This window comes from Paraburkholderia kururiensis JCM 10599 = LMG 19447, assembly GCF_003986935.1.
Lineage (GTDB): Bacteria > Pseudomonadota > Gammaproteobacteria > Burkholderiales > Burkholderiaceae > Paraburkholderia > Paraburkholderia kururiensis.
In genome coordinates this window covers 58830-84214 of record NZ_RJZE01000004.1, presented here as the reverse complement: position 1 = coordinate 84214, position 25385 = coordinate 58830, and the positions used below count along the sequence as shown (strand labels likewise).

Here is a 25385-nt window from a genome sequence, read left to right as displayed (position 1 = left end):
CTGCCTCATCACTTGTATATACACATCGGCCGACCAGGCCGCAAGCCGACAAAATTCGGCCCCGATGAAAGACCGCACCGCGCGGGCTGCCGGTGTTGCCGTTCCGTAATGTGGACAGACTAGAATCCGGGCGACCTACGGCCTTGTCCGCTTGATCGAAAACGAAGCGGCGCTTCCGTTGCCCGGATGCTGAGATGACGCTCGAGTTGAATTTCGAATGGCTGACCAACCTGCTCGCGATTCTGTTCGTGGTGGCGTGCGTCTATGACTCGTACCACGACGAGTACGGCACGCTGACGCTGGCCGCGGGCGCCATGGGGCTGATCGTGATGGCCATCGAGGAACTGCTGAAGCCGGCGTTCGCCCTTTCGCTTTAGTTTTGCTTCTGGTTTGAGCGTCAGGGCGATAGCCGCGCGGTCGCGCCGTGGGGAAAAGAGATCGAACCGGGGCTAGATGGCCCAGCCGCCCAGATAGAACGCCGCGAGCGCCACGGCAATCACGACCGTCCCCACGTTGAGCTTGCGATACTCGCCGCTCACCACGCGGCCAATCACGAGCGTGCAGAAGCCCAGCATGATCCCCGTGACGATGTTGGCCGTGAGCACGATGAACACGGCGCAGACGAGTCCGGACATGGCGTCGATGGTATCGGCCATGTCGAGCCGGCTCACGTTCGCGAGCATCATGAGCCCCACGTACATGAGCGCAGGCGCCGTCGCGTACGAAGGCACGAGGCCCGCAAGCGGCGCGAAGAACATCACCACGAGAAACAGCAAGCCCACCACGGCCGCCGTGAGCCCGGTCTTCGCGCCCGCCGCCACCCCCACCGTCGATTCGATGTAGGCCGCTGCGGGCGCACCGCCCATGAAGCCCGAAAAGATGGACGACAGCGAATCCGCGGTCAGCGCGCGTCCGCCGTTGACGATGCGTCCGTTCGCGTCGAGCTGGCCGGCCTGGCCCGCCACCGCGCGGATGGTGCCCGTCGCATCGAACACGGCGGTCATGACGAGCGCGAGCACGCTCGGCAGCACGGCGAGCGAGAGCGCACCCTTGATGTCCATGGCGCCGATCAGCGACGCATGCCCGGGCGCCGCAAGCGAAGGCCACGCGAAGACGCCGTGAAACGCGACGCCCGGATCGAGCACGAGCGCCAGCGCCGAGATGGCGACGATCACGAGCAGGATCGAGCCCGGCACGCGGCGCCGCACGAGGCCGAAGATGGCCGCGAGCCCCGCCACCGACATCAGTACCGGCAACGCGGTGACGTGCCCCAGCGAAACAGGCAGCCCCGGGCCCGGGTTCTTGACGACGAGCCCCACGTCATTGGCCGCAATGAGCAGCAGGAACAGCCCGATGCCGATGCCCGTGCCATGCGCAATGCCGTGCGGCAGATTGCGCAGGATCCACGAGCGCACGCCTGTTACTGAAATCGCGGTGAAGACGATGCCCATCAGAAACACGGCGCCCAGCGCCACGCCGGGATGCAGCCCCTTGCCCAGCACGAGTCCGAACGCGGTGAACGCCGTGAGCGAGATCGCGCAGCCAATCGCAATGGGCAGCCGCGCCCACAGGCCCATCAGGAGCGAGCCGAATGCCGTGGTAAGACACACGGCGACGAACACCGCGCTCGTATCGAAGCCGGCCTTGCCCAGCATGCCGGGCACGACGAACACGGAGTACACCATCGACAAGAACGTCGTGACGCCCGCCACGACTTCCTGCCGCACGGTGCTGCCGCGCGCCGCGATGCCGAAGTAGCGCTCGACGATCCCGCCGCCGAAATGCTCTGCGTGCTTTGCGCCGGCGTCTGCAATCGACTGGGCCTGGGGTTCCATCATGATGCGTGCCTCCTTGATGAGCATGCTGAAACGGCGCGCCGCGGCGCACCGTCGTCAGGGGTGTCCCGTTTCGTTTAGTGTTTTCAACCGCAGGCTGCGGCGGGCGATTCTTCGTCTACAATCGCCCTGCCCTGCGATGTCCGCTCCCGCCCGCCACGTCGGACAAAACGCGTCCGGTGCCGTTTTCGTGTTGTTTTTGCGTTGTTACGGAGCGTAGGCGAACACAATAGGGGCTCCCATCGCAGGGTCCGCATGCCGGCCATGCCGCGATGCTTATATCGCCGCCCGCACGGCGGCACACGCGGCGGCTCCGCGTGTTTACACCTACGCGGGTTAAACTCTCCCGCACGTTACGTTTCAATTGCACCGGCCGCGGCGCGCACCTCGCGCGACGGGCCCGGCTCAAGGAGTGTCAGTTGATGAGACGCGGTCTCACACGTCCCGGCAGCGTTCCTGGTTGTGTTTCGGGTGATGTTCACGGTGGTTCGCTTCTCAACGCAGTCTGGTTGGCTTTCGTGGTCGCCGCGTTCGCGCTGCTGTCCGGTTGCAGCATGGTGCGGCTGGGGCCGCCCGCGCCCGTGATCGACAAGTCCGAAGTGCTGGAGCCCGAAGAGCCCGCGAGCGAACCCGTGGTCGCCGAGCCCATGGAGGAAGCGAGCGCGCCGGAGGAAACCAGGGCACCCGCGCCGAAGAAGCCACACCACACCATCTTCAAGCCGCGCAAGCCCGAGCCGGCTCCGCCGCCGCCCGCGCCGGCGCCTCCCCCGCCCGCACCGGCGCCGCTCATCACGACGCGCATGATCGATCGCGCCACCACGCGCACGCTGCTCGACGCCGAAGTGCAGAAGCCCGACGGCAAGGTGGTGGGCCGCGCTGTGGACATGGTCGCCGACGCGAACGGCAAACCCGTGCAGATCGTCGTGAATCTGCAAGGCTTCATGGGTATTGGCGACCGCAAGGCGAGCTTCCCGTGGAGCGCGATCCGCGTGAACCCGGCCGCCAAAACGGCGCCCATCACGCTCAATCCGTCGCCCGGCCAGTTGCCCGTGCCGGACCGTCCGCGCCCTGCGCCCACGCCCACGGCGCCGCAAGGGGGCCAACTGCCGGTCACGCCCGTACAACTGCCGATGCTCGACGCCACCGTGGAGCGCCCCAACGGCGCGAAGGTAGGCCGCGTGGTGGACGTGCTGATCGACGGCGCCGCGCAGCCGCAGGCCATCGTGCTCGACGTGAGCGGCCTGATCCAGCAGCGGCGCACGATTGCGGCGAACTGGTCGGCGCTGCGCTTCGTCACGAAAGACAAGGAGCTGCATCCGCTCATCGATCTGTCCGAGGCGCAGATCAACGCGTCGCCGCCCTATGCCGCGAACCGGCCGATCCAGGCCGTTTCACCGGCCGTGCCCGCCGTGACCACCGCGTCGCCGCCACCCGCTGCGCCCGCCCCGCCTGCCTCCCCAGGCGAGGGCGACAAAGGCGCCGCCGTGGCGCGCAATCCGAAATGACGGGCGGCGCCATGGTCAACGCACGCAGTCTCCGCGCTCTCGACTGGGTCAACTTCTTCGTCGCCAACGTGCAGACGGGCTTCGGTCCGTTCATTGCGTCGTATCTCGCCTCGCACAAATGGACCCAGGGCGAGATCGGGCTCGCGCTTTCGGTGGGCACGATCAGCGCGATGGTGAGCCAGGTGCCGGGCGGCGCCGCCGTGGACGCGCTGCGCAACAAGAAGGCCGCTGCCGCGTGGGCGATCGGCGCCATCATTCTCTGCGCGGTGCTGCTCGCATCGAGCCCCACGGTGGTTCCGGTCATGGCGGCCGAAGTCTTTCACGGCTTCGCGAGCTGCATGCTCGTGCCCGCCATGGCCGCGATTTCGCTCACGCTCGTCGGACGCCACGATCTGGGCGACCGGCTGGGCCGCAACGCGCGCTGGGCGTCGATCGGCAGCGCGGTGGCTGCGGGGCTGATGGGTCTCACAGGGCAGTACTTTTCGGCGCGCGCGGTGTTCTGGCTCACGGCCGCGCTCGCGCTGCCCGCGCTCGTCGCGCTCGCGATGATCGAGCACACGGGGCCGCCCTCGCGCCTGCTGCACCGCGGCCCGAAAGACGTGCCGAAGCCGCCCGCCGAGGAACGCGAGTCGCTGCTCGATCTGCTGCGCGACCGCCGCATGCTGATCTTCGCGGCGTGCGTCGTGCTGTTCCATCTCTCGAATGCGGCCATGCTCAACCTCGCCGCGGGCGAAGTCACGGCGAGCATGGGCGACAACGTGCAACTCGTGATCGCCGCGTGCATCATCGTGCCGCAGGCCATCGTCGCGCTCATGTCGCCGTGGGTGGGACGGTCCGCGGAACGCTGGGGCCGCCGGCCCATCCTGCTGCTGGGCTTCGCCGCGCTGCCCGTGCGCGCGCTGCTGTTCGCCGGCGTGGCAAGCCCGTATCTGCTCGTGCCGATCCAGATGTTCGACGGCATCAGCGCCGCCGTGTTCGGTGTGCTGATGCCGCTCATCGCCGCGGACGTGGCAGGCGGCAAAGGGCGCTACAACCTCTGCATCGGGCTCTTCGGACTCTCGGCGGGCATTGGGGCCACGCTCAGCACAGCGGTGGCCGGTTTCATCGCCGATCACTTCGGCAACGCGATCAGCTTCTTCGGGCTTGCCGGCGCCGGTGCGCTTGCCGTGCTGCTCGTGTGGGCCGCCATGCCGGAAACGCGCGACGCGGTGCTCGCCGAAGAAGGCGCGGGCGTGCCGGCCGTGGACGCCAGCGAGGCCTCGCCGGGCAAAGCGCGCTGAGCCGAACCCGGCTGAGCCGTGCGGGCACGCACGAAGCCCCGGCGAAACCCGAGGCCCAGGCCTCCTCATCAATCCAGAAACTGCGACGCGCGGCGCTTGAGCATGGTGCCGAAGTCGTCAAGCCAGCCGATGGAAAGCCGCCAGCTCTGCCAGTAGAGATCGACGTCGAGATGGCGGCCCGCTGCCATCTCGACGAGTTCGCCGCGCGCGAGGTGCTCCGCCACCATGCGCTCCGGGCACATTCCCCATCCCATGCCGTTCAGGCAACTGCGCAGAAAGCCCGCGACGTGCGGAATCCAGTGCAGCGGCGGGTCCACCTCGGCGCGCGTGATGCGCCGCACGAAGCGCTTTTGCAGCTGGTCTTTCGGGTTGAACTCGATGCACGGCGCGCGGCGCAGCGAATCGCGCGTCACGCCCTCGGCGAAGTAGCGCGCCATGAAGGCCGGCGAACACACGGCGAGGTAGCGCATGCGGCCAAGCCGCGTGGAGCGGCAGCCCTGCACCGGCTCGGCCTGCGTGGTCACCGCGCCCTGCACGCTGCCGTCGCGGATGCGCTGCGCCGTGTGGTCCTGATCGTCGATCACAAGGTCGAGCAGCATCTCGCGCTCCACGCAGAACGCCGCCACGGCGTCGATGAACCACGTGCCCACGCTGTCATCGTTCACGGCCACGCGCAGCGTGGGCCAGGCCTCGCCGAGCGCGGCCGAAAGCGCCGGCACGTGCCCCGTGAGTTCCGCTTCGAGCAGCCGCACGCGTTCGGTATGCCGGCACAGCAACGCACCCGACGCGGTCGCCACGCACGGCTGCCCGCGCTTCACGAGCACGCTGCCCATGCGCTCCTCCAGCAGCTTGACGCGCTGCGACACCGCCGACGGCGTGACGTTGAGCGCGCTGGCGGCACGGTCGAACGAACCGTGGCGCACCACGGCCGCCAGCGCATCGAGCAAGGCGTAGTCGAGCATTAGCGTTCCTTAATCCAGTTTAAGTAAATTAGCTTCTCTTACGACAGCCGATTGCGCAGACTAGCGCCATCTCATGTTGTTCGTCTACTCACCGGACCCGCTATGAACTGGAGCGCTTTTTCGCACGGCGCCGCGCTGTGCGCGTCGCTGATCGTCACCATCGGAGCGCAAAACGCGTTCGTGCTGCGGCAGGGCATCATGCGTTCGCACGTGGGCAAGATCGTGGCGCTCTGCACGCTGTCGGACTTCGTGCTGATCGGCGCGGGCGTGGGCGGTGCCTCGGTGCTGGTAGCGCGCTATCCCACCTTCGTGCACGCGCTGCTCTATGTCGGGCTCGCATATCTCGCGTGGTTCGGGTTGAGCGCGCTGCGCCGCGCGGTGCAACCGGGCCATGCCGTGCTCGACGTCGATGCGCGCGGCACTCCGGCGCCTGCGGCAACGAGTGCGGTGGCCCCCGCGGCGCAGGCCGCGCTGCCCATCGTGCTGATGACGCTGGCCTTCACGTGGCTCAACCCGCACGTCTATCTCGACACGTTCCTGCTGATCGGCACGGCGGGCGCACGCGAGCCGGAAGGCGCGCGGCTCGCTTTCGCGCTCGGCGCGATGGCCGTGAGCGCGGTGTGGTTCGTGGGACTGGGGTACGGCGCGCGGGCGCTGGCGCCGCTGTTCCGCCGGGCCGCGGCGTGGCGCGTGCTGGATGGCGCGATCGGCAGCATGGTGTTGGTGCTGGCCGTCGCGCAATTGCGTGCGTAAAAATTGCGTGCTTAAAGTCGCGTACCTAAAGTTGCGCACCTAAGCGTGCTCAATGCAGTTACGCAGTTGCGTGCCTAACGCGGTTACGTGCCTAACGCGGTTACGTACCCAACGCAGTTACGTCCGTCACGCAGTCGCCTTCGCCAGGCAATTGCACACCACTGCGCTAAAGCAGATTCAGGGCAATGGCGCGCTCGCGGGCGTGGCCGAAGGTGTCTCCGACGCAGCGCCTACAGCGCAGTGCCCCGGCACACCGACGCCCACCGTCGTAAGCCCGCCATCCGTCACATACGGCACAAGCCCCGCGTCGCGAATCTTCGCCACTGTGTCGCGCGCGCATTGACGGTCCTGCGGATCGCAGTAATCGATCGATATCACCGGCAGGCCGTACCGCTCGCGAATCGTGCGGGCCTGCCCGAGCAGCCATGCGCGGTCGTCGGCCGGCACCGCGACATAGCGCTTCTTCGCCTGATCCCAGCCGCTGAAAAGCGACTCGAACGCCACGGCATACACGAGGCCGTGCACCTGCGGCAGGATCTCGAAGCCGCGATTGAAAACGAGCCGCGCATCGGGATAGCGGGCCTTGATGGCGCGCACCACGGCCACGAGCCCCGCCTGCTGCCGCGCGCGCGCCGCGTCGGTCTTCGCGGCAAGTTGATACGAATCCAGCGTATCGAGAAAGAAGCCGCGATACCCGCGCGCCCAGAGCGGCGCGATCACGTGCTTCAGATAGAACGCGGGCCAGCCCGGCGCGCTCTGGTCCACCACCGTCGATTCCCACACGGTATTGCTCGCCAGCAACCAGTGCTTCGGCACGGCCGTGTAGTAGCTGCGCTCCTTCGTCACCTCGCCTACGCTCACGTACGCGAACCATTGCGTGCACGGCGTGCGCTGTGCCGCCGGATCGAAGCCGCTGTCCGGCTCCACCACCACCGTGTCGAATGCGGCGAGCTGGTCCACGGGCGGTTGCACGCCGTAGTAGAGCGCGATCGAAGGCAGCGGCGCACTCGCGCTGCCGACCGACGCTTCGGGCTGCGCCGCCGTGGCGCCCGCTGCACCGCCAGCCGGACCAGGCTGGGCAACGGCCACCGCGGCGCTCGCCACGAGCCCGGCCCCGCACGCCATCGCGTGACCAACGAGGCGTCGCCCGAAGACGCGCATCAGGACACGCCTCGGGACGCACATCAGCCAACGCATCGTTGCATCCGCCACGCCGCGCTCACCACGAGGCTCGCCATCAGCCTCCACTTCACGCCCGCAGCATGTACGTTTCATATTCGAGCGCCGCGAACTTGCGGTCCAGCAATTGCACCGCCGCAATCACGAGAATCATCAGCGCGAAGGCGAAGCCGTAGCCATACGTGTTCGGCGAAAGCCGGAGCGTGATGGCCGTAAGCACACCGTTCAGCACGACGAACGCCGCACAGAGCCTCAGCACCGTGCGCCGCATGTCGAGGTAGAAGAAGACGTTCAGGAGCCCGAGGAACAGCACCTGAAGGCTCGCGGCCACCACGTCCACGATCAGAAGCGGCATGTAGAGCACCGAAATGTGCAGCTCTTCCAGCAGCCCCGCGCCGAACGCGAAGATGAGCAGCAGCACCACGGCCTGCACCTTGATGATCTCGTAGAGGCCCGCGCGCACGCTCGTCACCATCATGTCGCGCATCTCGCTGATGTGGTGCAGCGTGGCGCCGCTGCGCACGGCGTCGTAGAACGCGTCGTAGTATTCGACGAAATCCGCCTCGATGCGCACGAGAAACGCCGCCATGCCCGGCATCACGCACACGTAGGCGATGAACACCGGAATGTCGTAGATCACCGACGCATGCAGCGGCCCGATCACGACCGAGCCCGTAGCCGGCGCGTACCAGAACATCAGCTTGTCGATCCACACGCCAAGGTTGAAGAGCAGCCCCACGAGTGCGAGGCGCGGGTACGCGTAGCGGCGCTCGAACACTTCGAACGAGATCAACCGCGGGCTCACGAAGTTGCGATAGATAAGCCCCGAGAGCCCGCCCAGCAGCACGAGGTGCCCCGCCACGAAACCGCCCAGCAGCCCGACAATGCCGTGACGGTTCAGCATCAGCGCAAAGCCCACCGTGCACGCATAGCCCACGAAGAACGCCAGCAGAATCTCGCGGTACTGCTTCACGCTCGACAGAAAGATCACCGCGATCCAGATGTTGCTGAGCAGCACGAAGCCCGCCACCATCAAGAGCCGGTAGCCGAGCGGCTCGGCGCGAAAACCGATCGCCATCACGGCCACGCCGATCACGCCCGCGGCGAGCGTGGCCACCAGCACGACGCCGTTGTAGTTCGAGAGCACGAGGTCGCGGCGCTTCTCGAAGAGGCGGTCGGAGATGAAGCGCGTGAACGAAAGCTGCAGCGGCCCCGTGAGAATCAGGCTGAACGCGATCAGATAGGTGACGGACACCTGAAACTGCACGATCGCGTATTGCGGAATCACGAACGCCAGGCTCATCACGCCGATCACGAGAATGCCCACGATCGAGAGAATCAGCGGGCCCGAGCTGATCAACCCCGCATACGCGTACGCACGCGCGACGCCCGTGAGCGTCTCGCGCTTCATGATCTTGCGCAGTTCGAAACCAATGCCGGCCATTAGCGTGCCTCCTGCCCGTGCGAAGCGCCGCCGTGCACGGGGCAGCCTGCGGCGCGGGCCGCCGAACCGGACGCGCGTCCGCGATCCGGTGCCGCGGACAAGCGTTCGTAAAGCGCCCGGTAACGGTCGATCATCTGCGGCTTCGTGTAATAACGGCGCACGCGCGCGAGCCCCGCTTGTTGCGCCGCCTGCCAGCGCGCGTCGTCGGCGAAGAGATCGAGCACGGCGGTTGCAAATGCGGCGGGGTTCGCGATGGGCACCACGGCTCCGGCTACGCCGAGCGCGCGGTCTTCCTCGTCCATGCCTTCGATCAGCTGGCGGCACGAGCCCACGTCCGTCGTGATCGACGGCACGCCTGCGGCGAAGCCTTCCAGCACCACGAGCGGCAGCGCCTCGCTGATCGAGCTGAGCGCAATCACGTCCACCTTCGGCAACACGTCGTCAATGCGCTGAAAGCCCAGGAACTTCACCGTCGAAGCCAGCCCCAGACTCTCGACGAGCGCCCGGCATTCGAGTGCGTACGCCTTGTCCTCTTCCTCGGGCCCGATGATCCAGCCTTCGATCTCCGGCATGCTGCGCGACGCGATGAAGATGGCGCGAATGAAAGTCTTGATGTCCTTGATGGGCACCACGCGGCCAATCAGCCCCACCACGCGATGCGGGCCCCCCTGGCGCTTCGCGACGAGCGGCGCGAGGCCTTCCACGTCCACGCCGTTCGGAATGTTCTGCGTGCGCTCGGCGGGCGCACCGTCCGCAATCTGGCGCTGGCGGTTGGTCTCGTAGAGCGCGACGATGTCGTCGGCGGCGTCGTAGGCAAGCTTGCCGAGCGTGCTGAAAAAGCGAACCCAGAGTTCGCGGAAGTAGCTGATCTGCGAGATGTCGCGCTCGAACGCGCCGCGGTTGTCGCGAATCCATTCGCTTTGCAGCAGGTCGATCTTGCGTTCCTTCGTATAGATGCCGTGCTCGGACACCAGCAGCGGCCGGCCCGTGCGGTAGTGCATGAGCGCGCCCAGAAAACCGGCATAGCCCGTGGACACCGTGTGATAGACGCGCGCCGGCACCAGCTTTTCCGCCACGCGCGCGAGGAGCCACAGCGGCTTGTGCATGATGCGCACGGTCCAGAAGTAGTCGGTGAACGACGGGTCCGTGCAGTGCGTGTTGTACTGCTCGACGATGTAGTCCCACGCGCGCCGGCTCGAGGTGAACTGCGCTTCGTTGAGCGCGCCGTGCTCGCCCAGCATCGGCATCATGTGGACCAGCAGCGAGCCGGCGTCGTCGCCGTGGCGCAGGGCCGCGTGCAATTCCGCGGAGCGCGCGAAGGCCGCCGCGTCGCCGGGCACGGCGTTCGTGGCGAGCGCCTCGGCTGCCGCCGTTTCGTAGAGGTAATGCGCCTCGAAGTGCACGACGTTGTCGGGCAGCGCATAGGCCGCGCCCGCATAGTCTTCCGGGCGGCTGCCGATGAACACGATGCCGAAGCGAATGGACGGGTACGCGCGCAGCATCTCGTTGACCCAGCTCGACACGCCGCCGCGCACGAACGGAAACGTGCCTTCCAGCAGCAGGCAGACGTCCACGGCATCGGCGCGGCGTTTGAGCGACTCTTTCATGACAGCCAGTACCTCGCAACGGGTTTCAACGTCGGCAGCGCCGCGGCATGGCCGAGCGAGGCGACGAGCGCGGTCACCTGCCGGTAGTCGCCGCGCAGGTAGGCGGCCTCGGCCAGCCACGGAATCAGGCGTTCGCGCGGAAAGCCGAGTTGTTGCGCGAGTTCGATGTAGGCCGCCGCTTCATCGGGCTTGCCGTTAGCGAGCGCGAGCCGTCCGCGAATCAGCCACAGCGCGGCATCGCGGCCGTCGCTCGCAAGCGCCGCTTCGGCATGGCGGTCCGCCTGTTCGAGCGTGTGGCGATACACGGCGCCCTGCACGAGATTCTGATAGATGAGTTCGAAATAGAGCTCGGCGAGGTGACGGTTCAGCGCATGGCGCTCCGTGCCGCTCGTGGCTGTTTGCAGCGTGTTCGACGCCTCGAAGATCTGCTGCATGATTTCGTTCTCGGCCTTGTCGAGCGTGCCGTACGCGATGAGCCGCACGTCTTCGAGCGGATCGGCCAGCAGCTCGCGCAGCAGCGTGCCCGTGGTGCGCGTGGGCATGCCCTGGATCGCGACGAGCGCGGAGAGCCGGTCGTCCGAGGCCACGCGCGTATTGACGAGGCGCGCCTGCAGGCGCGCGCCGCCGCCGTGCGTGACGCGCGAGACGAGATACGAAACGAACTCGGGACGCGGCACTTCAGCCAGGCGCTCGCTCTTGTGCGAAGCCGGCAGCCAGATGGCCCAGATCGCGCTTGCCAGCACGACGAGGCCGCCCGCGAGCGGCACGAACGTGCAGAGCGCCCACAGCAGCACGATGGCCGCCGTGCGCGGCTCGCGGTAGCGCGCCGGCAATACGCGGCGCAGCGCGAAGGCCTGGATCAGGCCCGCGGCGAGTTGCAGCGGCACGAACGCGAGCAGCGGATCGATGCCCGCAGGCGGACGCAGCACCGCGGCCAGCGCCACGAATTGCGCGACGAGCGCAACGACGACGGCGAATACCGTCATGGCGAGATCAGCGGGCTTCGGCATCGACGCCCGCCCGTTTCAGAAGACGCCCGAGCGCCGGCCCCGGATCGCCGTGTTCCAGATGCAGCGTATGCACGCCAATGCGTGCGCCTTCGAGGTCCGTATCGAACTGGGCCTTCAGGCTCGCCTCGATGCGCGCGAGGTAGCCGTCGATACCCGTGGTGTCCGTTGCCGGCATCAGGTTGATGAGCACGGAGCGGTCTTTGCTCTGCACCGGCCACATCACGTCGAGCGCGCGGCGCCGGCGCATGACGTGCTCGAAGAGCGACTCGCCCGCTTCGTCGCGCATGAACGTGAGCGCGACGAGCGACGAATCGATGCCCGCCGAACGCTTGAGGCGCGCAAGCCGCGCGAGGTCGAGCGCGAAGTCGTAGGGGCAGCCCGGCACGGCGTCCAGCACGCCCTGCACGAGGCTCGTGTGCTCCACGCCGTCCGCGTAGTAGCCGAGCAGCACGAGCAGCAGCTGGAGGTTGTCGTAGTTGAGCGAGAGGAACGGCATGCGCTTCACGACGACGAGCGCGATGAGTTCGCCGTCGGCGGAGACCACGGGCGCGCAGACCACGTAGCGCGTGCTCGTGATGGTGGCTTCCCCGTTCGTGCCGTTCTGCACGCTCTTCAGATGCGCCACGCCCAGCGTTTCGACCGCGTGCGCGACGAGTTCGTCGTGCATGTCCAGATCGAACGGCTCGCCGATGCGCGCCGCCGCCTGCTCCGCGATACGGCCGCCGCGCACGGGATGCAGCGCGGCGATTTCGATCTGGCACGCCTGTGCGACGAATTCGAGCAGCGGCTGCGCACCGGGCAGCGCGTCCGCACGAACTGCCGGCGCAACGCCCGGCTGCCCCCCGCCGTTCGACTGCCCCACCGACTGGGCCACCGACAGCCGGCGCAGTTCGGTAATGGAATCGCGCAGCGTGGTGGGCTTCGAGAGCAGGTCCTTTTCCAGGCGCTCGTGCGAGAGGCGCATCAGATAGTGGCTGTTCGTGATCGCGACGAGCCGGTCGTTCAGGTAGTCGTTGAGTGCGCGCGAACGGGCCGCGCGGCTGCCCCACGTGTCGCCGAAATGGCCCGCCACGATGCTCTGGATGAAGCCGCCCGTGAAGTACATGAGCGGCCACGCGCTGCCGCGCGGATAGAGCCCGTACCAGGCCGCCACCACCACGCCACCCGCGAGCAGCCCCAGCAAGGTGCCGTAGCGCAGCGCGACGACGAGCGGCGCGAGCCACAGCCACGCGAAGCCGGCGTGCAGCATCAGCGGGTCGGCGTGGTCGTACGCCCAGGCGAGGCCGATCGCGATCGCCATGAACAGCACCGTCTCGACGATGGCGAACGGGCCGGGCACCGCGGGCGCCACGAAGCGGCGCACGGGGCTGAGGTTGCCCAGCGGGTTGGCGCTACGCGCCCTGGACTCGCGGGTTTCGGTTGAGGCAGCAGCGCTGTTCACGGCTGATTTCCTGTGAGCGATCGGACAACGGGGCGTGCGCCGCGCGGCACCGGCTGATGTGCCACCTCATGTGGCATATGAGGCACCGCGCAACGTCCCACGAGAAGCAAGATCAACGGCGCACCGAGAGCGGCGAGAGCACGTTGCCGATCAGCGACGTCGCCACGCTCGCGAGGCTCGAACGGCTCCAGCCGCTCTTCGAACCCGTCGAACTCCACACGATGTGGCCCGACTGCACGTCGACGAGTTCGAACGTGAGGCCCACCACGGGCTCGCCGTCCACGCCGGCCTTGTAGCGCCACTCTTCCACCGCGCCCGTCAGCACGTAGCGGACCTGCTGCGAGCGCGCCCATTCGAGCTGCTGGTCCATGTCCGCGCGCTGCGCCGTATCGAAGAGCGCTGCGCCGCCGCCCGTGCCGGCGGGCGCCACGCGCACGTCGGTCAAGCCGTTGGCGCGCAGCACGCTGGCCGCGATAGCTTCGGTGCTGCGACCCGCCGCGGGCGTTTCAGTGTAGTTGGCGATAGACGCCACAGCCACTGCATCGCGTGCCGAAAGAGCCGGCGCGCTGGTCTGCCGGACGGTGCCGCACGCGGCGATCAGTGCCGCCGCGGCGACGAACAACGACGCGCGCGAGACCATCGGAACAAACCGCGCGAACCACGAACCACGTTCTTCTTTCATTGATATTCTCCTCAAGATACTTCGCATCTGGCCGGCTCGCGGGCAGCGCCGTTCGACGGTCTGCCCGGGTCTGCCCGTTTCTGCCAGTTTCTGCCGGAGCGGTCCCGCGAACCTTCGCCTTCGCCGCTCCGCTCGCCTGCCTCAATAGAACCAGCTGTAGCGCCCGCCGATCACCCGCACCGAAGTGCCGAGTTGCGACACGCGCTGATACTCCACGTAGACAGCGGCATGGTCGCCGCCGAACACACTGCCCGCCACGCCCGCGCTCAGTTGCGGGCCCCAGCCCTGCAGCGAGTCGTGGACGATGCCCACTTCCGCAAACGGCCGCCACGCGTGCGTGTACTGCTCGCGCAGTGCGCCGCCCACACTGGCGAAGAAGCCGTACTGCGCGTAGGTCTGGGGCACGAAGGTCGCGGCCGTCGCGGGCCCGGCCGTAGCGGGCAGGAGCCGCGAAATCAGCGCGTCCGCGGCGCCGCTTGCGCCGTAGCTGCCGCGCGTGCCGACCACGCGCAGCGTGTAGTCGGGGTACGTGGTGCGAATGCGGTAGCCGATCTCGCCGGTCGTCAGCACGCCGCTGCCCAGGTAGTTGCGCGCCTGGCTGTAGAAGCGGTCGGCCTCCACGTTGCCCGACACGTACCAGCGCGGCGTGACGTTCCAGAGCAGCGTGCCGGCCACGTTGTCCTTCATGCCGCCCACCAGCAGCGCCTGCGATTCGGTCGCCGTCTGGTTGCGGCCCGCGCGCACGGTGAAGGTGACGGGCGAGTTGCGGCCCACTTCCGCCTCGACGTTGGCCGTATAGAAGCTGTCGAGCCCTTCGCGCCGGCCGCCCGTGAGCGTGACCGACGTGTCGTTGGTGCGCCGCTCCACGTAGAAGCCGATCGAGCGGTCCTGCGCGGGCACGTTCACGAGCTGGGTCTCGTCGGCCGAATGCTGGAAGCGCTGCACGCTCGTCACGCCCACGAGGTAGCGCCCCGTCAGCTTGCGGCTCGCCGACAGAGCTAGCTCCGTGTAGTCGAGCGGATGCTCGATGTGGTTCGAGATGTCGGCGTCGATGGATTGCGGCCAGGCGAGCGCCGTGTCGGTCAGGCGCGTCTGGTAGTCCGTGTTGTCCGGCGCGCCTTCGAGCGCATTGAAGGCGAGCTGCTCGGCATCGGTGGGACGATCCACGGCAATCGACGCGTCGATGCGCGACGTGACGGGCAGCTTGCCGCCCTCCTCGTCGAGCAGACGTTCCATCGTGGCCGTGTCGCCGTCGGCGAGCGCGAGCGTGAGCCGTGCGTCGGCAGGCTGCGCGAGCCGGTTCGCATACTGCTGCGCGAGCCAGCGCTTGGCAAGCGGATTCGCTTCCTGCGAGAGCGCCCACGCGAGCGCCACGTCCTTGGCGACCGCCGACTTCAGGCGTTGGGGGTCGACGGGTTGAGCGGCTGCTTTGCCGCCCGTGTTCGCCGGATGCAACGGCAGCAGGCCCGGCGTGTTGCCCAGCAGCGTGCGCTGCTCCGGCTGCGGCTGGCCGTTGCCGCCCTTGCCGCTCCCGGCGCGGCCCGCGTCCGACGCAATCAGGTCATCGAGCAGCGCCAGCGAAACATCGGCACGCTCGAAGGTCTGCGCGAGCGTCACGCGCCGGCCGCTCAACTGCTCGCGCATGTCTTCGTCCTGCAGCAGCCCGGTCTTCGCCACCTGCCCGGTTGCCGCGAGCGTCGCCGGGTTCTCGCGCTGCAGCCGGCGCCACACATGACGGCGAATGGAGCGCGCGAGGTCGGGGTGCCCCGCCTGTTCCTCGGCATCGGCGTAGGTGAGCAGCCAGAGCGGGTCGCGCTGCATCGTGGCCGATTGCAGGCGCAACAGACGCAATGCCGCCACAGGTCGGTCCATGCGCATCAGGGCCGCCGCGCACGGTCCCCACAGCGCGGGCAACTGCTGCGCGTTCTCGCACCACTGCCAGCGCGCGCTCTTGAGCGCGGTGTCGTTGCCGTCGTCGACGAGCGTCCACAAGAGCGCGGCGCGGGCGTCGTCCGTGGCGCCCGGCAGCGTGACCGCGCGTTCGAGGTCGCGTAGTGCGTCCGCGACGTGGTCGATCTGCCGTTCGTACTCGGCGCGCGTGGTGAGAAATTCCACCGACGCTTCGGCCTGCTCGCGCTGCTTCGGCGTGAGGCTTGCGAGCAGCGCGGCCGCGCGGTCCCAGGCACGCGCACTCGTGTAGTTGAAGAGCGCGAGCTGCAGCGCGCGCACGGTGCCGTCGCGCCGGTACTGAAGCTCGGCGGTGCGGCCCGCATCGAGCGGCCAGGCGCTGTAGAAGTAGGTCATCGCGGCGAGGTCGTCGGGGCTTTCCTTGCCGCCCGCGAGCAGATGGCGGTAGGCGTCGTTCGCGCCGCTGTCCTTTTGCAGCAGCCGCGCGACCTGCGCGTAGTTGCGCCAGTAGAGCACGTCGTCGTCTTTCGCCGCGTCGTACGACTTTTGCAGCGTCGCGTAGGCACCCGCGAAGTCGCTGCGGCGAAAGAGCAGGCTCGCGGCCCGCACGGCATAGAGCGTGTTGCCCGGATGACGCGCCAGCAGCTGCCGGTAGACGGCGAGCGCCTGATCGTCATGGCCCGCGCGCTCGGCGAGCGTGGCGATGCGTTCGTCAACGGCATCGCCCGCGCCGTCGCGCGGATGGGCGCGCAGGAACGCGAGCCCGTCCTCGGGGCGGCCCAGCCGCTCGTAGGTGGAGGTCACGGCGTCCACGAGCTTCATGTCGGCGGGCGCGGCGGCCGACGCGTGGATCATGGCGGCGAGGTACGCTTCGTCGTCGTTGAGCATGGGCGCCATGCGCTGCACGGTCTGCCACGCCTCGGCATCGTTTGAGGTGCGCGCGTAGGCAAGCCACGTCTTCAGCGCGAGCGCGGGCGCGTGGTTCCACTCGGCCACCTGCGCGAGGCGCTTTAACCACAGCGCCGAATCGGGATGCCGCGCCACCTGTTGTTCGGCGATCTTCTGCGCGTTGTCGAGATCGCGCGATTCGACAAACGAGGTGAAGACGAGGCTCGCGACGTCGTCGGTCGAGCCGGGGGCGCTGGAAGCGGCGGGCTTTGCGGCTGCCGTGGCGGCTGCGGTGGCGGCTGTGTTGGCGGCTGCAGTGGCGGCTGTGTTGGCGGACGCAGCCGAAGCCGGCGCTGCGGCCGAGGCCTGCGGTGCCGGTGCCGACGCCGCTACCCGCACGATGCGCGCGCCGAATCCCTCACGCCACGCTGCGACGTACAGGCCCGCCGGCTCGCGCATGCCGCGCGCGTTCGCCACCACGACCGGGCCATCCATGTAAGCAAACCGCGCCGCACGCTGCGTGTCTTCCGGCAATGGCAATGGCCGCGCTGCCGCGTATTTCGCCAGCGCCTTCGCATAACGGTCCACGAGATCCGGCCGCTGCGCGGCACGCGCCAGGTTGAGCAGCACGATCAGCGTCGCTTTGTCGTTTTCGAGCGCGCCCGCGTGTTGCTGGGCCGCCTCGAGCGCATCGGCGAGCAGATTGCCCGCCTGCAGCGTACGAATGCCGGAGAGGAATGCGCTGCGCCGCGCGTCGAGCGTCGTCGCGCTGTCTTGCAGGCGGAAGTACGCGTCGGCCGCTTCGCGATACGCGCCCGTTTCCACAGCGTAGCGGACCAGCGCTTCATCCCACTGGCGGCGCCCCGCCGCGTCCTGCTGCGAAAGCCGCGCATACAGATCGCGTGCGAGCGCGGGCGTGCCCGTGGCCGCGGCGCGCGACGCGAGGTGTTGCAGGTCGTCCGTGTCCCATTGCATGGCCGCGGCGGCGTGCAGTTCCTCGCGCACCTGTTCGAGCGCTTCCTCGCGCTCGCGGCTGCCTTCGGGGTACGCAAAGGCTTTCTGCTCGTCGATGCCAAGGCGCAGCAGCAGCGCCGCGCGCCGCATGTCGGGACTCTGCGAGCGCGCCATGCGCTGCGCGACGCGAAGCGCGTCGTCAAGCCGCCCCACTTCGCGATACTGCGTGCCGAGCAGTTGCAGGAACTCCTCATTGTCGGGCTGTACACGCAGCCACGCTTCGAGATAGGCGACGCTCAGCGCGCTCGTGGGCGACGTGGCCACGCGCGCCCGCAGGCCGCCGCCCGGCCACGCGGCGTAGAGCGTGAGCACCACCACGCCGGCCATCAGCAGCACGAGCCAGAGCGGTGCGATGCGCGGGCGCTTCGCGGGCAACGCCGCGCGCACCTGCACGGCGCCATGCGCGCCCTGGACGGGACGAAGGGATGAGCGCTCAGTTGCCACAGGTCACGCTCACGGGTTGATAGTCCACCGTTTCGCCCGCCACGCCCGGCGTATCGAAGCGCAGGAACGCCCCGTCGCGCCGTGCGGCCACCGCGCGGCCCGCGACGCTCGCCGTGCAGCGCGCACCGTTGGCAATGCGCACGAACGGTTCGTAGTAGCCGCCGAAGTCGAAGGTCATGCCGTTCGCGGTGCGGCGGAAGTTGCGCACGAAGCCGTTGGCCTCGGCGATGTAGGGCAGCGCGCGCGGGCCTGCATCCGTGCCGCTTTGAGTGCCCACGGGTTCGAACGCAAAGCGCGCGCTACCGCCGTCGATGTGCACGTAGGTGCCGTCCGGTCCGTCGCTATAGCCCGTCACGCCCGTGGCCGTGGCGAGGTCCGGCGCCTGCGTCTGCGGCCAGCGCAGCTCGCGCACTTCGCCGTTGCCGCGCACGCGCCAGCCGCTGCCGTCCACCTCGCGCGCCACCGCGAAAGTGCGCCAGTCGAGCGCCTTGCGCGCGTAGTCGGTGATATGCACGGGCAGCACGGGTTGCTTCAAGACCGCCGCGAAAATCTGGTCGAGCGCCCGCAGCGACGCGATCTTCGTGCCGCTGTACATGTGGTAGTAGACGTCGATGGGCTTGAAGCGATACGGGCGATCCGTCATGTCGAACGTTTCGAGCACGCGCGTGAAGCCGTAGAACGGGCCGAGCCAGTCGTTCGTGTAGACGTTCTCGTCCTGGTTGGGTGCGTAGAGCTGGAACGAGTCAGGCCCCGTGCCCTTCTCCACGCCGATGGGCGCAATGTTCGTCCAGCTGGGCGCCGACTTCGTGATGATCGTGTCGCCGCCGTTGATGTTGTAGACGTGTGCCGCGTAGACCTTGCGCACAATCACGCCGGGCGGCTGGCAGTCGCCAGGCCACTGCAGCACCATGGTGCGCTTGCCGGGGGGCGCGAGCCGCGAGTTGATGTAGTCGATGGTGCCGGTGATCTCGCGGTCGATGTTGAACTTGTAGCCTGGGATGTTGAGCGAGAAGCCGTCGTCGGATTCGCCGTTGTCGATGCGCTTGCCCGTGACGAGGTCCAGCCAGTCCCAGCGGAACGGATGCGAGTACGTGTGCGAGCCGATCTCCACGTACGGCAGCGCGAACATCTTGCGCGCGATCTGTTCGAGCCGCGGCGAGATGTCGGGATGCAGGCCCGCGGGACCCACTTCGCCTTCGATGACGGAGAGCGTCATCGGCACCTTGTACTTCGTGAAGATGCGCTCGTAGAGCGCTTCGCCCGAGAAGTCGGGGCCGGGAAACTCGGTGCGCGAGGCAAAACCGTCGCCGTCCACGTGCGACATGAAAAGGCGCCGGCCGTTTTCGGTGGTCACGTTGGGCGACGGCATGGGCGACAGGCGCAGCGCGTCCTTGAGGAACGCCATCGGATTGATGGCCCAGCGGTCCTGCGAAATGGCATCGAGCGTGTAGACGGCGTAGGGGTCGAGCGTAAAGCCGCCCCACGGCGTGATGGCGGCCTGATCGAAGACCACGCCGTCGCCCGCCGACAGCCGCAGCAGCGGCCGGCTTTTCGCGCCCGCGCGCAGGCCTGCGAGGTCGCGCGGATCGGCACGCGGGTCCACTTCGAAGCCCATCATCGGGTCGCGTACCACCACCGAAAGCGCGCCGGCCGGCCTGCCGGCCACCGGCAGCAGGTCGAGCTGCGGGCCCATGTCGTTGGCGGCGTCGAAGCCGAAGTGGCCGAACACCGCCACCTTCACGTGGTCGGCAATGCGCGCGCCGAGCCAGCGCTCCCACTGCACGGGGTTCGGCACCGAGTTGCCGGTGATCCACACCACGACGCCCGCGTAGCGGTCGGGCGTCACGTCGCGCGGCAGCGGCGCGTTGAAGTCGGCGAACTCGACGTCGTAGCCCAGGTAGTTAAGCGGCGTCGACACATAGTCCACGCCCGGCGTGATGTCGAGATTCGCCTTCGGGTCGCGGTCCTGCACGACGAGCACCTTGCGCGGCAGCACCTCGATGGCGCCGATGCCCACGATGTCGCGCGCCGGGTCCGTCGCGTAGGGCAGCACGCCGGCCGCGAGGGCCTTCGCCGCCGTGTCGCGTGCGCAGGCGCGGTCGGTACGCTGGCAGTAATCGATGGAGATGACGGGCACGCCGGTTTGTTCGGTGAAGGCGCGTGCCTCGGCGAGCGTGGGGGGCTGGTCTGTTGTGCCGGCCGATGCGTTGTCCGTAGAGGCGTTGTCCGCGGAGGCGCCGCCCTTCACTAGCGAGCCGCCCACCACGGCATACAGGCCGCCGGCCGCGCTCGCACGAAGGCCGCCGGCCGCGCCCGCACGAAGGCCGCCGGCCGCCCCAGCATGAGGCCGCGCGGCCTGCAACGGATGACTGCCGCCGATGATGAGGCGCGCTTCGGGATGCGCGGCGTGAATGGCGTCGAAGGCTTCGACGGCGGCGGGCGTGTCGAGCAGAAAGCCGCGATAGCCTTTCTGCCAGAGCGACTCGACGTAGGGAAGAACCTGCGTGCCCGCGTTCGCCGTGTCGGTTCGGGCCAGCCAGAGCGTGTGCGGCAGGGGGTGCGCGGCGGGATCGAAGCCGCGCGAGGGGTCGAGCACCACGGCGTCGAATGCCTGCAGCAAATCGACGGGCGGATCGGCACCGTCGAAGAAGGCAATGTTCGGACGCGGGCTTTCCTTGCTTTCCTGCGTGCTTGCGTGGGCGCGAGATTCGCCACCGGCCGCCGTCACCTGCGCTTCTTGAGCGAGCACACGCGACGGCACGGCATTGACAGCCAGCGCAATGAAAAATGCGGCCGAAAAGCCCGCAGCCGCGCGCTGAAAATGAGCCCCCCGGCACCTGCTCTCATTACCGCCGTATTGCCCGGCGTTCTTCTTCGTCGTCAACATCCTGCCCTTTTATGGTCGCCGGGCGCTCATCAAATTCGCGCAATGCGATTGCGGCAAAATTCGAATGCGGCCGCGTGCGTCCGGAATGTTGCTTATCGTGAATCCAGGTCTTCGCAATTCGTGTATTTCACCGGAAATTCGCTACTGCGTCCATTTTTCCGGTGCGCTGGCAATATCCCCGCCGCACCCCGCGGCGAGCCTCTGCCGGCCTCGTCCTACCGAATCGCGCCTCGCGCCTGTTCTGTCCTGCGCGTGGATTCTAACCGCATGAGCATGGCGGAGTATTTTGTTCAAGCGTCAAACTTTGTTAGCTGACGTGGTTTTCGCCCATCACGCGGTTTTAACAACCCGCTTCAAATACTTGAAACTAAACAAGCGCAAACGTTTTCGCATTTGCGCATTTCGACCGCGCCTTTTCTTTTGAAATGTCGCGACATTACAACACCGGCGTTTCGCATTGGCGGACATCCATTCGCATGAGCCCGGGAATTACGTGGGAAATATGGCCGGAAATGTGGCCAGAAATGGGGCGGCAGTCCGAGAGCGGATACGTCAATGCGTCCCCGAAAAGCCGCAAATGGGGCGAACCGGCGCGTGATGGCGACCGCGCCCGCAAACGATGCTGAAACCCGTGCGCTTCGCGTTGCGATTCATGCGTGGCAAGAAACCGGTGAGCATGAAGCCGCGACGGATAGCTTTCAGTCGACGCCCGAGGACACGTCCGCGCCCGGACCGTGCCGATAGTCCCCATGCGTCGCTGCCTCACCGCAGAGTAAAATTCATCGCATATCCCGTTGTCCCCTTGCCGCGCATTGCGCCGGAACTGCGATGAAGACGTCTTCCAAAGAGGAACGACCGCGCTGGCGCCCGTCGAACCTCGTGCTCAATATCCTCACGGTGCTCGTGGGGCTCGCCACGCTCGGTGCCGGAATCGGTTGGCTGGTCTATAGCTGGGTCGTGGACCTCGAAGTGCCCTACTTCGCGATTCCGCTGGTGCTTTCCGTGCCGGTGATCGCCGCGGTGGCGTTCAGGAACTGCTTTGATTGAGTGCTTCGGCTAAACGACGCGGCTGAACGAGTCGACCGGGAAGCGGTGCAATCGCCGCTTCTTTCACACGTCTTTCACGCTCCTTCCCCGCTTTTTCGCTGCTTTTTCGCTGCTTTTTCGCTGCTTTTTCGCTGCTTTTTCGCTGCTTTTTTCACCGCTCCCTGCACGGCACTTTCCCCCCGCCTTCCTGTCGTACGCAGCACGCCGCGCGCCGTGCCCGATGGCGCCGCCGCGACTTGCAGCCCGATGCCCACCGACAGGAGAACGCCCCATGGCCGCGAAATCGACGTCGAAAACGCAATCGAAGAAAAGCGCAACCGCAGCGAAAGAAAAACGCCGGCCGGACAGCGGCACAACGCCAGGTGCGAGCACGAACACCACCGCGGGTATGAACGCGTTCGCCGCGCCGCGCGTGCTCGACCATCCCGTGTTCGCGCAGCCGCAGCCCACGCCGGACCCCAGCGTGTTTCGCGTCCCGCATCCTTCCGACGATGCGGCCTACAAGGAAATCGACAAGCTCAACGCCGAGCACAAGCTGTTTGCGCTACCGTTTCCCGCGCCGCGCGGCGGCGTCGAGCCGCAGGTCGCGCTCGCGGATGTTTTCGGCGGCAACCAGAAAGCGATTGATTCGATCACGTCGGCGGGGCAGCTCGTCTTTCACGCCACAGGCGACTGCGGCAGCGTCAAAGGCCCTGCCACGCAAAACGAAGTCGCGGACAAGATGACCGCCGACTTCACCGAAGCCGACCCCGCCGAAGTGCCGCAATTCGCGCTGCTGCTGGGCGACATCGTCTACAGCTTCGGCGAGGGCCAGTATTACTACGACCAGTTCTACGAGCCCTATCGCGACTATCCCGCGCCCATCCTCGCCTGCGCGGGCAACCACGACGGCATGGTGTCGCCCGAGGCGCACGCCACCAGCCTCGATGCGTACCTGCGCAACTTCTGCGCGTCGGACTTCGCGGTGACGCCCGAAGCGGGCGGCCTCTCGCGCACCGCGCAGATCCAGCCCGGCGTGTTCTTCACGTTCGAAGCACCCTTCGTGCGCGTGCTGGCGCTCTACAGCAATACGCTCGAAGACCCGGGCGTGATCGCCGATCCGCACATCGGCACGAGCCAGCTCGATTTTCTCGACGCGGCGCTCAAGCGGATCAAAGACGAAGGCTACGAAGGCGCGCTTCTCTTCGCGACGCACCACCCGCCCTATGCGATAGGCCGGCATAGTTCGAGCGTCGATATGCTCGCGCAGATCGACGCCATCTGCGAACGACACGGCGTATGGCCGCACGCGTTTCTCTCGGGGCACGCGCACAACTATCAGCGCTACACGCGCACGCGCGGCTCGGACGGCACGCAGATTCCGTATGTGGTGTGCGGCAACGGCGGACACGGGCTCGTCAAGCTCGCGAAGCCCGGTTCGCCCGCGCCGCGCGCGCCGCAAGTCGTGCAGGCCGCATCGAACGACACGGACCAGGTGGTGCTCGAAAACTACGACGACACGCACTACGGCTACCTGCGCGTGGTGGCCACGCAGAGCCAGTTGCGCATCGAGTACCACTCGGCCGCCGACGGCGCGCAGACCAAGGCGCCCAACGACTACGTGAACGTGAGCCTCGCCGGGCGCAAGATCGCGCACTTCGTGGCCCGCGACCTGGGGCATCCGCAAGCGGCGGCCGAGGCGCGCGCGAGGCTGGCCCGTCAGCCTGGGAAGCGGCGCGGCAAATAGCGACGTTGTCGATGGCGGCGCTGGCGATGGCGTGCGCATTAGTGCGAGCGTTGGTGCACGTATGGATGCAGGCAGGACCGCAGACCACCACGCGCTTTCGCTTCAGCCCACTGCTCGCGGCGCCCCATGCGCGCAAACGACCCGCACTGCTGACGAGCAGCACGCACCCGGCAAGGAGCGCCGCGATGATGCCGATCGCGGCCTCATACGCGCACGCGCAGACCGACGACGTTGCGCGCGACGCCAGTCATCGTTCGATGGCCCGCCGCCGCACCTCTTGCTGGCCCTCTCTCCGCCTCTCTCCGCCTCTCTCTGACCCTCGTTCCGTCACGCCACTACGCCTTCGCCGCCGCCCCGAACGCGCCGCGGTCGTATGCCTCGCAATACGCGCGCCAGTCGTCCTGCACCTGTTTTTCGCATTGCAGCGCCAGTTCGATGAGCGGCATCTGCCAGTCGGTCTTCTCGCCGAAGGCGATCATCTCGTCGGCAATCGCGGAGCCCTGGCGGCCGCCGCTGCGCAACTGCGCCCATGCGCAGAGTTCGGCCATCGTATTGACCACGCCTTCGAGCCGCGGCAGTTTGCTGTCCCAGCCCGCGAGCGCCACGCGGTCCTCCGAAGGTTGCAGGCCGCGCAGCACATACGGGCGGCCGTTGAACGTGACGGCATGCAGGAACGCCTGCGAGACAGCCTGCATGCGCTGCTGCACGGCCACCACGCGCTGCGCTTCGGTGGGCCAGTGCGGCTGCTTCGTCTTCAGGTTCGGCGCCACGGAGGAAGGCAGCGCCTCTTTCAGGTCGATCAGATAGTTGCCGTCCGGCGAGCCCTTGCCTTCCACCAGCACGACGTATCGGTCCACGCCGAGGCTGCCCGTACCCGCGATGCGCCGCGCCACGTCGATCACGCGATAGAACGCGGGGGCGTCGGGTGTCTGGGCCTCTTTCGCGAAGCTCGCCATGAACGCGGTCACGGCTTCACGCGTGGGGTCGTCCACGGGCAGCGCCTTCTTGCCGTCCACGCGCAGCGCGCGCTTTTTGCCCTTGAGTTCGGTGCGCCGGTCGAGGTGATCCACGCGTGTACGTTTGGCGAGGCCGTCGAAGAGTTCGCGCACCATGCCGTCCGACGTCTCGGGCTCCACCCAGCGCGCCTTGCCGAACGCGAGCGCACGCGCGTAGGCGTCCACGGCCGAATGGCACAGGCCCAGCGCCTCGGCGCGCGAGAGCTTCAGGTCCGCGGCGCCCACCAGCACGCTCGTGAGGAGCCGCACCATCTCGTAAAGCGCGGGCGCGAGACAGGCCTCGTCGAAGTCGTTGATGTCGAAGTAGACGAGCCGGTTGTCGGCCTTGTAGCTGCCGAAGTTTTCCAGATGCATGTCCCCGCAGATCCACACCGCGGGGGCCTGGGCGAGCACGCCTTGCGCCGGCACGCGGCGGTAGAAGAGATGGCACGTGCCGCGCAGAAACACGAACGGCGAGGTGCGCATGGCGCGGTATTTCATGGCGAGCCGCTCTGGCTCGCGGTTGGCGTTCCAGTCCGCGATTTCCTTGACGGCATCGATCATGCGGGCTCCCTGTCTTGTGGTTATGGGTGCAACGGCCGGCGCAGCGCGCCGAACGAACAACGCCCGCGCACGCACTGCACCGACGCGCCGAAAACGGACACACCGAAGCCCGACCATACCACCAACGCACGCCTGCTCGTGCCCTTTCGGGTCCTGTCGCGCCCTATGCAGACGGCTCATACCGTACGCGATACAGGACTCACATTTCGTTGCA

Annotated in this window: 17 protein-coding genes and 1 pseudogene; 6 read left to right on the top strand and 12 right to left on the bottom strand. The window is 67.6% G+C overall.

The features are described from left to right. Nucleotides 1-194: 194 nt before the first annotated feature. Nucleotides 195-377, top strand: coding sequence for a hypothetical protein (locus tag PKKP23_RS05900; protein ID WP_017776432.1), 183 nt, complete (start codon nucleotides 195-197; stop codon nucleotides 375-377). Nucleotides 378-449: 72 nt separating this feature from the next. Here PKKP23_RS05900 and PKKP23_RS05895 read toward each other — a convergent pair whose 3' ends face one another. Continuing rightward, nucleotides 450-1838 (bottom strand): NCS2 family permease, encoded by a 1389-nt coding sequence (locus tag PKKP23_RS05895; RefSeq protein ID WP_126876184.1) that lies wholly within the window; start codon nucleotides 1836-1838, stop codon nucleotides 450-452. A gap of 506 nt (nucleotides 1839-2344) precedes the next feature. Here PKKP23_RS05895 and PKKP23_RS05890 point away from each other — a divergent pair. Both PKKP23_RS05890 and PKKP23_RS05885 read left to right on the top strand, forming a co-directional pair. Further along, a complete protein-coding gene (locus PKKP23_RS05890; protein ID WP_126876183.1) occupies nucleotides 2345-3340 on the top strand; it encodes a PRC-barrel domain-containing protein in 996 nt (331 codons plus the stop codon). Then, the gene (locus PKKP23_RS05885) at nucleotides 3337-4620 is read left to right on the top strand and encodes an MFS transporter (RefSeq protein WP_017776429.1); all 1284 of its coding nucleotides are present in this window, start codon (nucleotides 3337-3339) and stop codon (nucleotides 4618-4620) included. The genes PKKP23_RS05890 and PKKP23_RS05885 overlap by 4 nt, the downstream gene beginning before the upstream one ends. Nucleotides 4621-4688: 68 nt before the next feature. Here PKKP23_RS05885 and PKKP23_RS05880 read toward each other — a convergent pair whose 3' ends face one another. Beyond that, nucleotides 4689-5582: a LysR family transcriptional regulator ArgP gene (locus PKKP23_RS05880; protein WP_017776428.1), complete on the bottom strand. Its 894-nt coding sequence runs from the start codon at nucleotides 5580-5582 to the stop codon at nucleotides 4689-4691. Between the two features lie 102 nt (nucleotides 5583-5684). Here PKKP23_RS05880 and PKKP23_RS05875 point away from each other — a divergent pair, with 102 nt between their 5' ends. Then, the gene (locus PKKP23_RS05875; RefSeq protein ID WP_126876182.1) at nucleotides 5685-6335 is read left to right on the top strand and encodes a LysE/ArgO family amino acid transporter; all 651 of its coding nucleotides are present in this window, start codon (nucleotides 5685-5687) and stop codon (nucleotides 6333-6335) included. Between the two features lie 252 nt (nucleotides 6336-6587). Here PKKP23_RS05875 and PKKP23_RS05870 read toward each other — a convergent pair. From PKKP23_RS05870 to PKKP23_RS05835, 8 genes and pseudogenes are all read right to left on the bottom strand, one after another. Continuing rightward, nucleotides 6588-7460 (bottom strand): annotated as a pseudogene (locus tag PKKP23_RS05870) (endo alpha-1,4 polygalactosaminidase); the annotation flags it as partial. 124 nt (nucleotides 7461-7584) lie between these two features. Further along, complete coding sequence (gene pelG, locus PKKP23_RS05865; protein WP_126876181.1) at nucleotides 7585-8958, bottom strand: exopolysaccharide Pel transporter PelG; 1374 nt, start codon at nucleotides 8956-8958, stop codon at nucleotides 7585-7587. Next, nucleotides 8958-10565 (bottom strand): GT4 family glycosyltransferase PelF, encoded by a 1608-nt coding sequence (gene pelF, locus PKKP23_RS05860; protein ID WP_126876180.1) that lies wholly within the window; start codon nucleotides 10563-10565, stop codon nucleotides 8958-8960. Before pelF ends, pelG begins: the two co-directional genes overlap by 1 nt. Beyond that, nucleotides 10562-11575: a tetratricopeptide repeat protein gene (locus PKKP23_RS05855; RefSeq protein ID WP_017776423.1), complete on the bottom strand. Its 1014-nt coding sequence runs from the start codon at nucleotides 11573-11575 to the stop codon at nucleotides 10562-10564. Before PKKP23_RS05855 ends, pelF begins: the two co-directional genes overlap by 4 nt. After that, the gene (locus PKKP23_RS05850) at nucleotides 11559-13016 is read right to left on the bottom strand and encodes a PelD GGDEF domain-containing protein (RefSeq protein ID WP_126876179.1); all 1458 of its coding nucleotides are present in this window, start codon (nucleotides 13014-13016) and stop codon (nucleotides 11559-11561) included. The genes PKKP23_RS05855 and PKKP23_RS05850 overlap by 17 nt, the downstream gene beginning before the upstream one ends. A gap of 112 nt (nucleotides 13017-13128) precedes the next feature. After that, complete coding sequence (locus PKKP23_RS05845) at nucleotides 13129-13656, bottom strand: penicillin-binding protein activator LpoB (RefSeq protein ID WP_126876329.1); 528 nt, start codon at nucleotides 13654-13656, stop codon at nucleotides 13129-13131. 183 nt (nucleotides 13657-13839) lie between these two features. Beyond that, complete coding sequence (locus PKKP23_RS05840; protein ID WP_338120136.1) at nucleotides 13840-17952, bottom strand: tetratricopeptide repeat protein; 4113 nt, start codon at nucleotides 17950-17952, stop codon at nucleotides 13840-13842. Continuing rightward, entirely contained in the window at nucleotides 17942-20839 is a 2898-nt protein-coding gene (locus PKKP23_RS05835; RefSeq protein ID WP_126876178.1) for a polysaccharide deacetylase family protein, read from the bottom strand. The genes PKKP23_RS05840 and PKKP23_RS05835 overlap by 11 nt, the downstream gene beginning before the upstream one ends. An 828-nt stretch (nucleotides 20840-21667) precedes the next feature. Here PKKP23_RS05835 and PKKP23_RS05830 point away from each other — a divergent pair. Further along, nucleotides 21668-21886, top strand: coding sequence for a hypothetical protein (locus tag PKKP23_RS05830; RefSeq protein WP_017776418.1), 219 nt, complete (start codon nucleotides 21668-21670; stop codon nucleotides 21884-21886). A gap of 63 nt (nucleotides 21887-21949) precedes the next feature. Here PKKP23_RS05830 and PKKP23_RS05825 read toward each other — a convergent pair whose 3' ends face one another. After that, nucleotides 21950-22258 carry a hypothetical protein gene (locus tag PKKP23_RS05825; RefSeq protein WP_126876177.1) on the bottom strand — a complete coding sequence of 103 codons (309 nt, stop codon included), beginning with the start codon at nucleotides 22256-22258 and terminating at the stop codon, nucleotides 21950-21952. 16 nt (nucleotides 22259-22274) lie between these two features. Between PKKP23_RS05825 and PKKP23_RS05820 the strand changes: the two genes are divergently transcribed. Further along, on the top strand, nucleotides 22275-23612 hold the full coding sequence (locus PKKP23_RS05820) for a metallophosphoesterase family protein (protein WP_033351503.1): 1338 nt from the start codon (nucleotides 22275-22277) through the stop codon (nucleotides 23610-23612). 335 nt (nucleotides 23613-23947) lie between these two features. Here PKKP23_RS05820 and PKKP23_RS05815 read toward each other — a convergent pair whose 3' ends face one another. Further along, nucleotides 23948-25171, bottom strand: coding sequence for a DUF2252 domain-containing protein (locus PKKP23_RS05815; protein ID WP_126876176.1), 1224 nt, complete (start codon nucleotides 25169-25171; stop codon nucleotides 23948-23950). Nucleotides 25172-25385: the final 214 nt, after the last annotated feature.

Excerpts from the sequence above, each read along its gene's own strand:
- PKKP23_RS05855 (WP_017776423.1), bottom strand. The coding sequence starts at position 11,575 with ATGCCGAAGCCCGCTGATCTCGCCATGACGGTATTCGCCGTCGTCGTT.
- pelG (WP_126876181.1), bottom strand. The coding sequence starts at position 8,958 with ATGGCCGGCATTGGTTTCGAACTGCGCAAGATCATGAAGCGCGAGACG.
- PKKP23_RS05885 (WP_017776429.1), top strand. The coding sequence starts at position 3,337 with ATGACGGGCGGCGCCATGGTCAACGCACGCAGTCTCCGCGCTCTCGAC.
- PKKP23_RS05835 (WP_126876178.1), bottom strand. The coding sequence starts at position 20,839 with ATGTTGACGACGAAGAAGAACGCCGGGCAATACGGCGGTAATGAGAGC.
- PKKP23_RS05900 (WP_017776432.1), top strand. The coding sequence starts at position 195 with ATGACGCTCGAGTTGAATTTCGAATGGCTGACCAACCTGCTCGCGATT.
- PKKP23_RS05820 (WP_033351503.1), top strand. The coding sequence starts at position 22,275 with ATGAACGCGTTCGCCGCGCCGCGCGTGCTCGACCATCCCGTGTTCGCG.
- PKKP23_RS05875 (WP_126876182.1), top strand. The coding sequence starts at position 5,685 with ATGAACTGGAGCGCTTTTTCGCACGGCGCCGCGCTGTGCGCGTCGCTG.
- pelF (WP_126876180.1), bottom strand. The coding sequence starts at position 10,565 with ATGAAAGAGTCGCTCAAACGCCGCGCCGATGCCGTGGACGTCTGCCTG.
- PKKP23_RS05845 (WP_126876329.1), bottom strand. The coding sequence starts at position 13,656 with ATGGTCTCGCGCGCGTCGTTGTTCGTCGCCGCGGCGGCACTGATCGCC.
- PKKP23_RS05880 (WP_017776428.1), bottom strand. The coding sequence starts at position 5,582 with ATGCTCGACTACGCCTTGCTCGATGCGCTGGCGGCCGTGGTGCGCCAC.
- PKKP23_RS05895 (WP_126876184.1), bottom strand. The coding sequence starts at position 1,838 with ATGATGGAACCCCAGGCCCAGTCGATTGCAGACGCCGGCGCAAAGCAC.
- PKKP23_RS05830 (WP_017776418.1), top strand. The coding sequence starts at position 21,668 with ATGAAGACGTCTTCCAAAGAGGAACGACCGCGCTGGCGCCCGTCGAAC.
- PKKP23_RS05815 (WP_126876176.1), bottom strand. The coding sequence starts at position 25,171 with ATGATCGATGCCGTCAAGGAAATCGCGGACTGGAACGCCAACCGCGAG.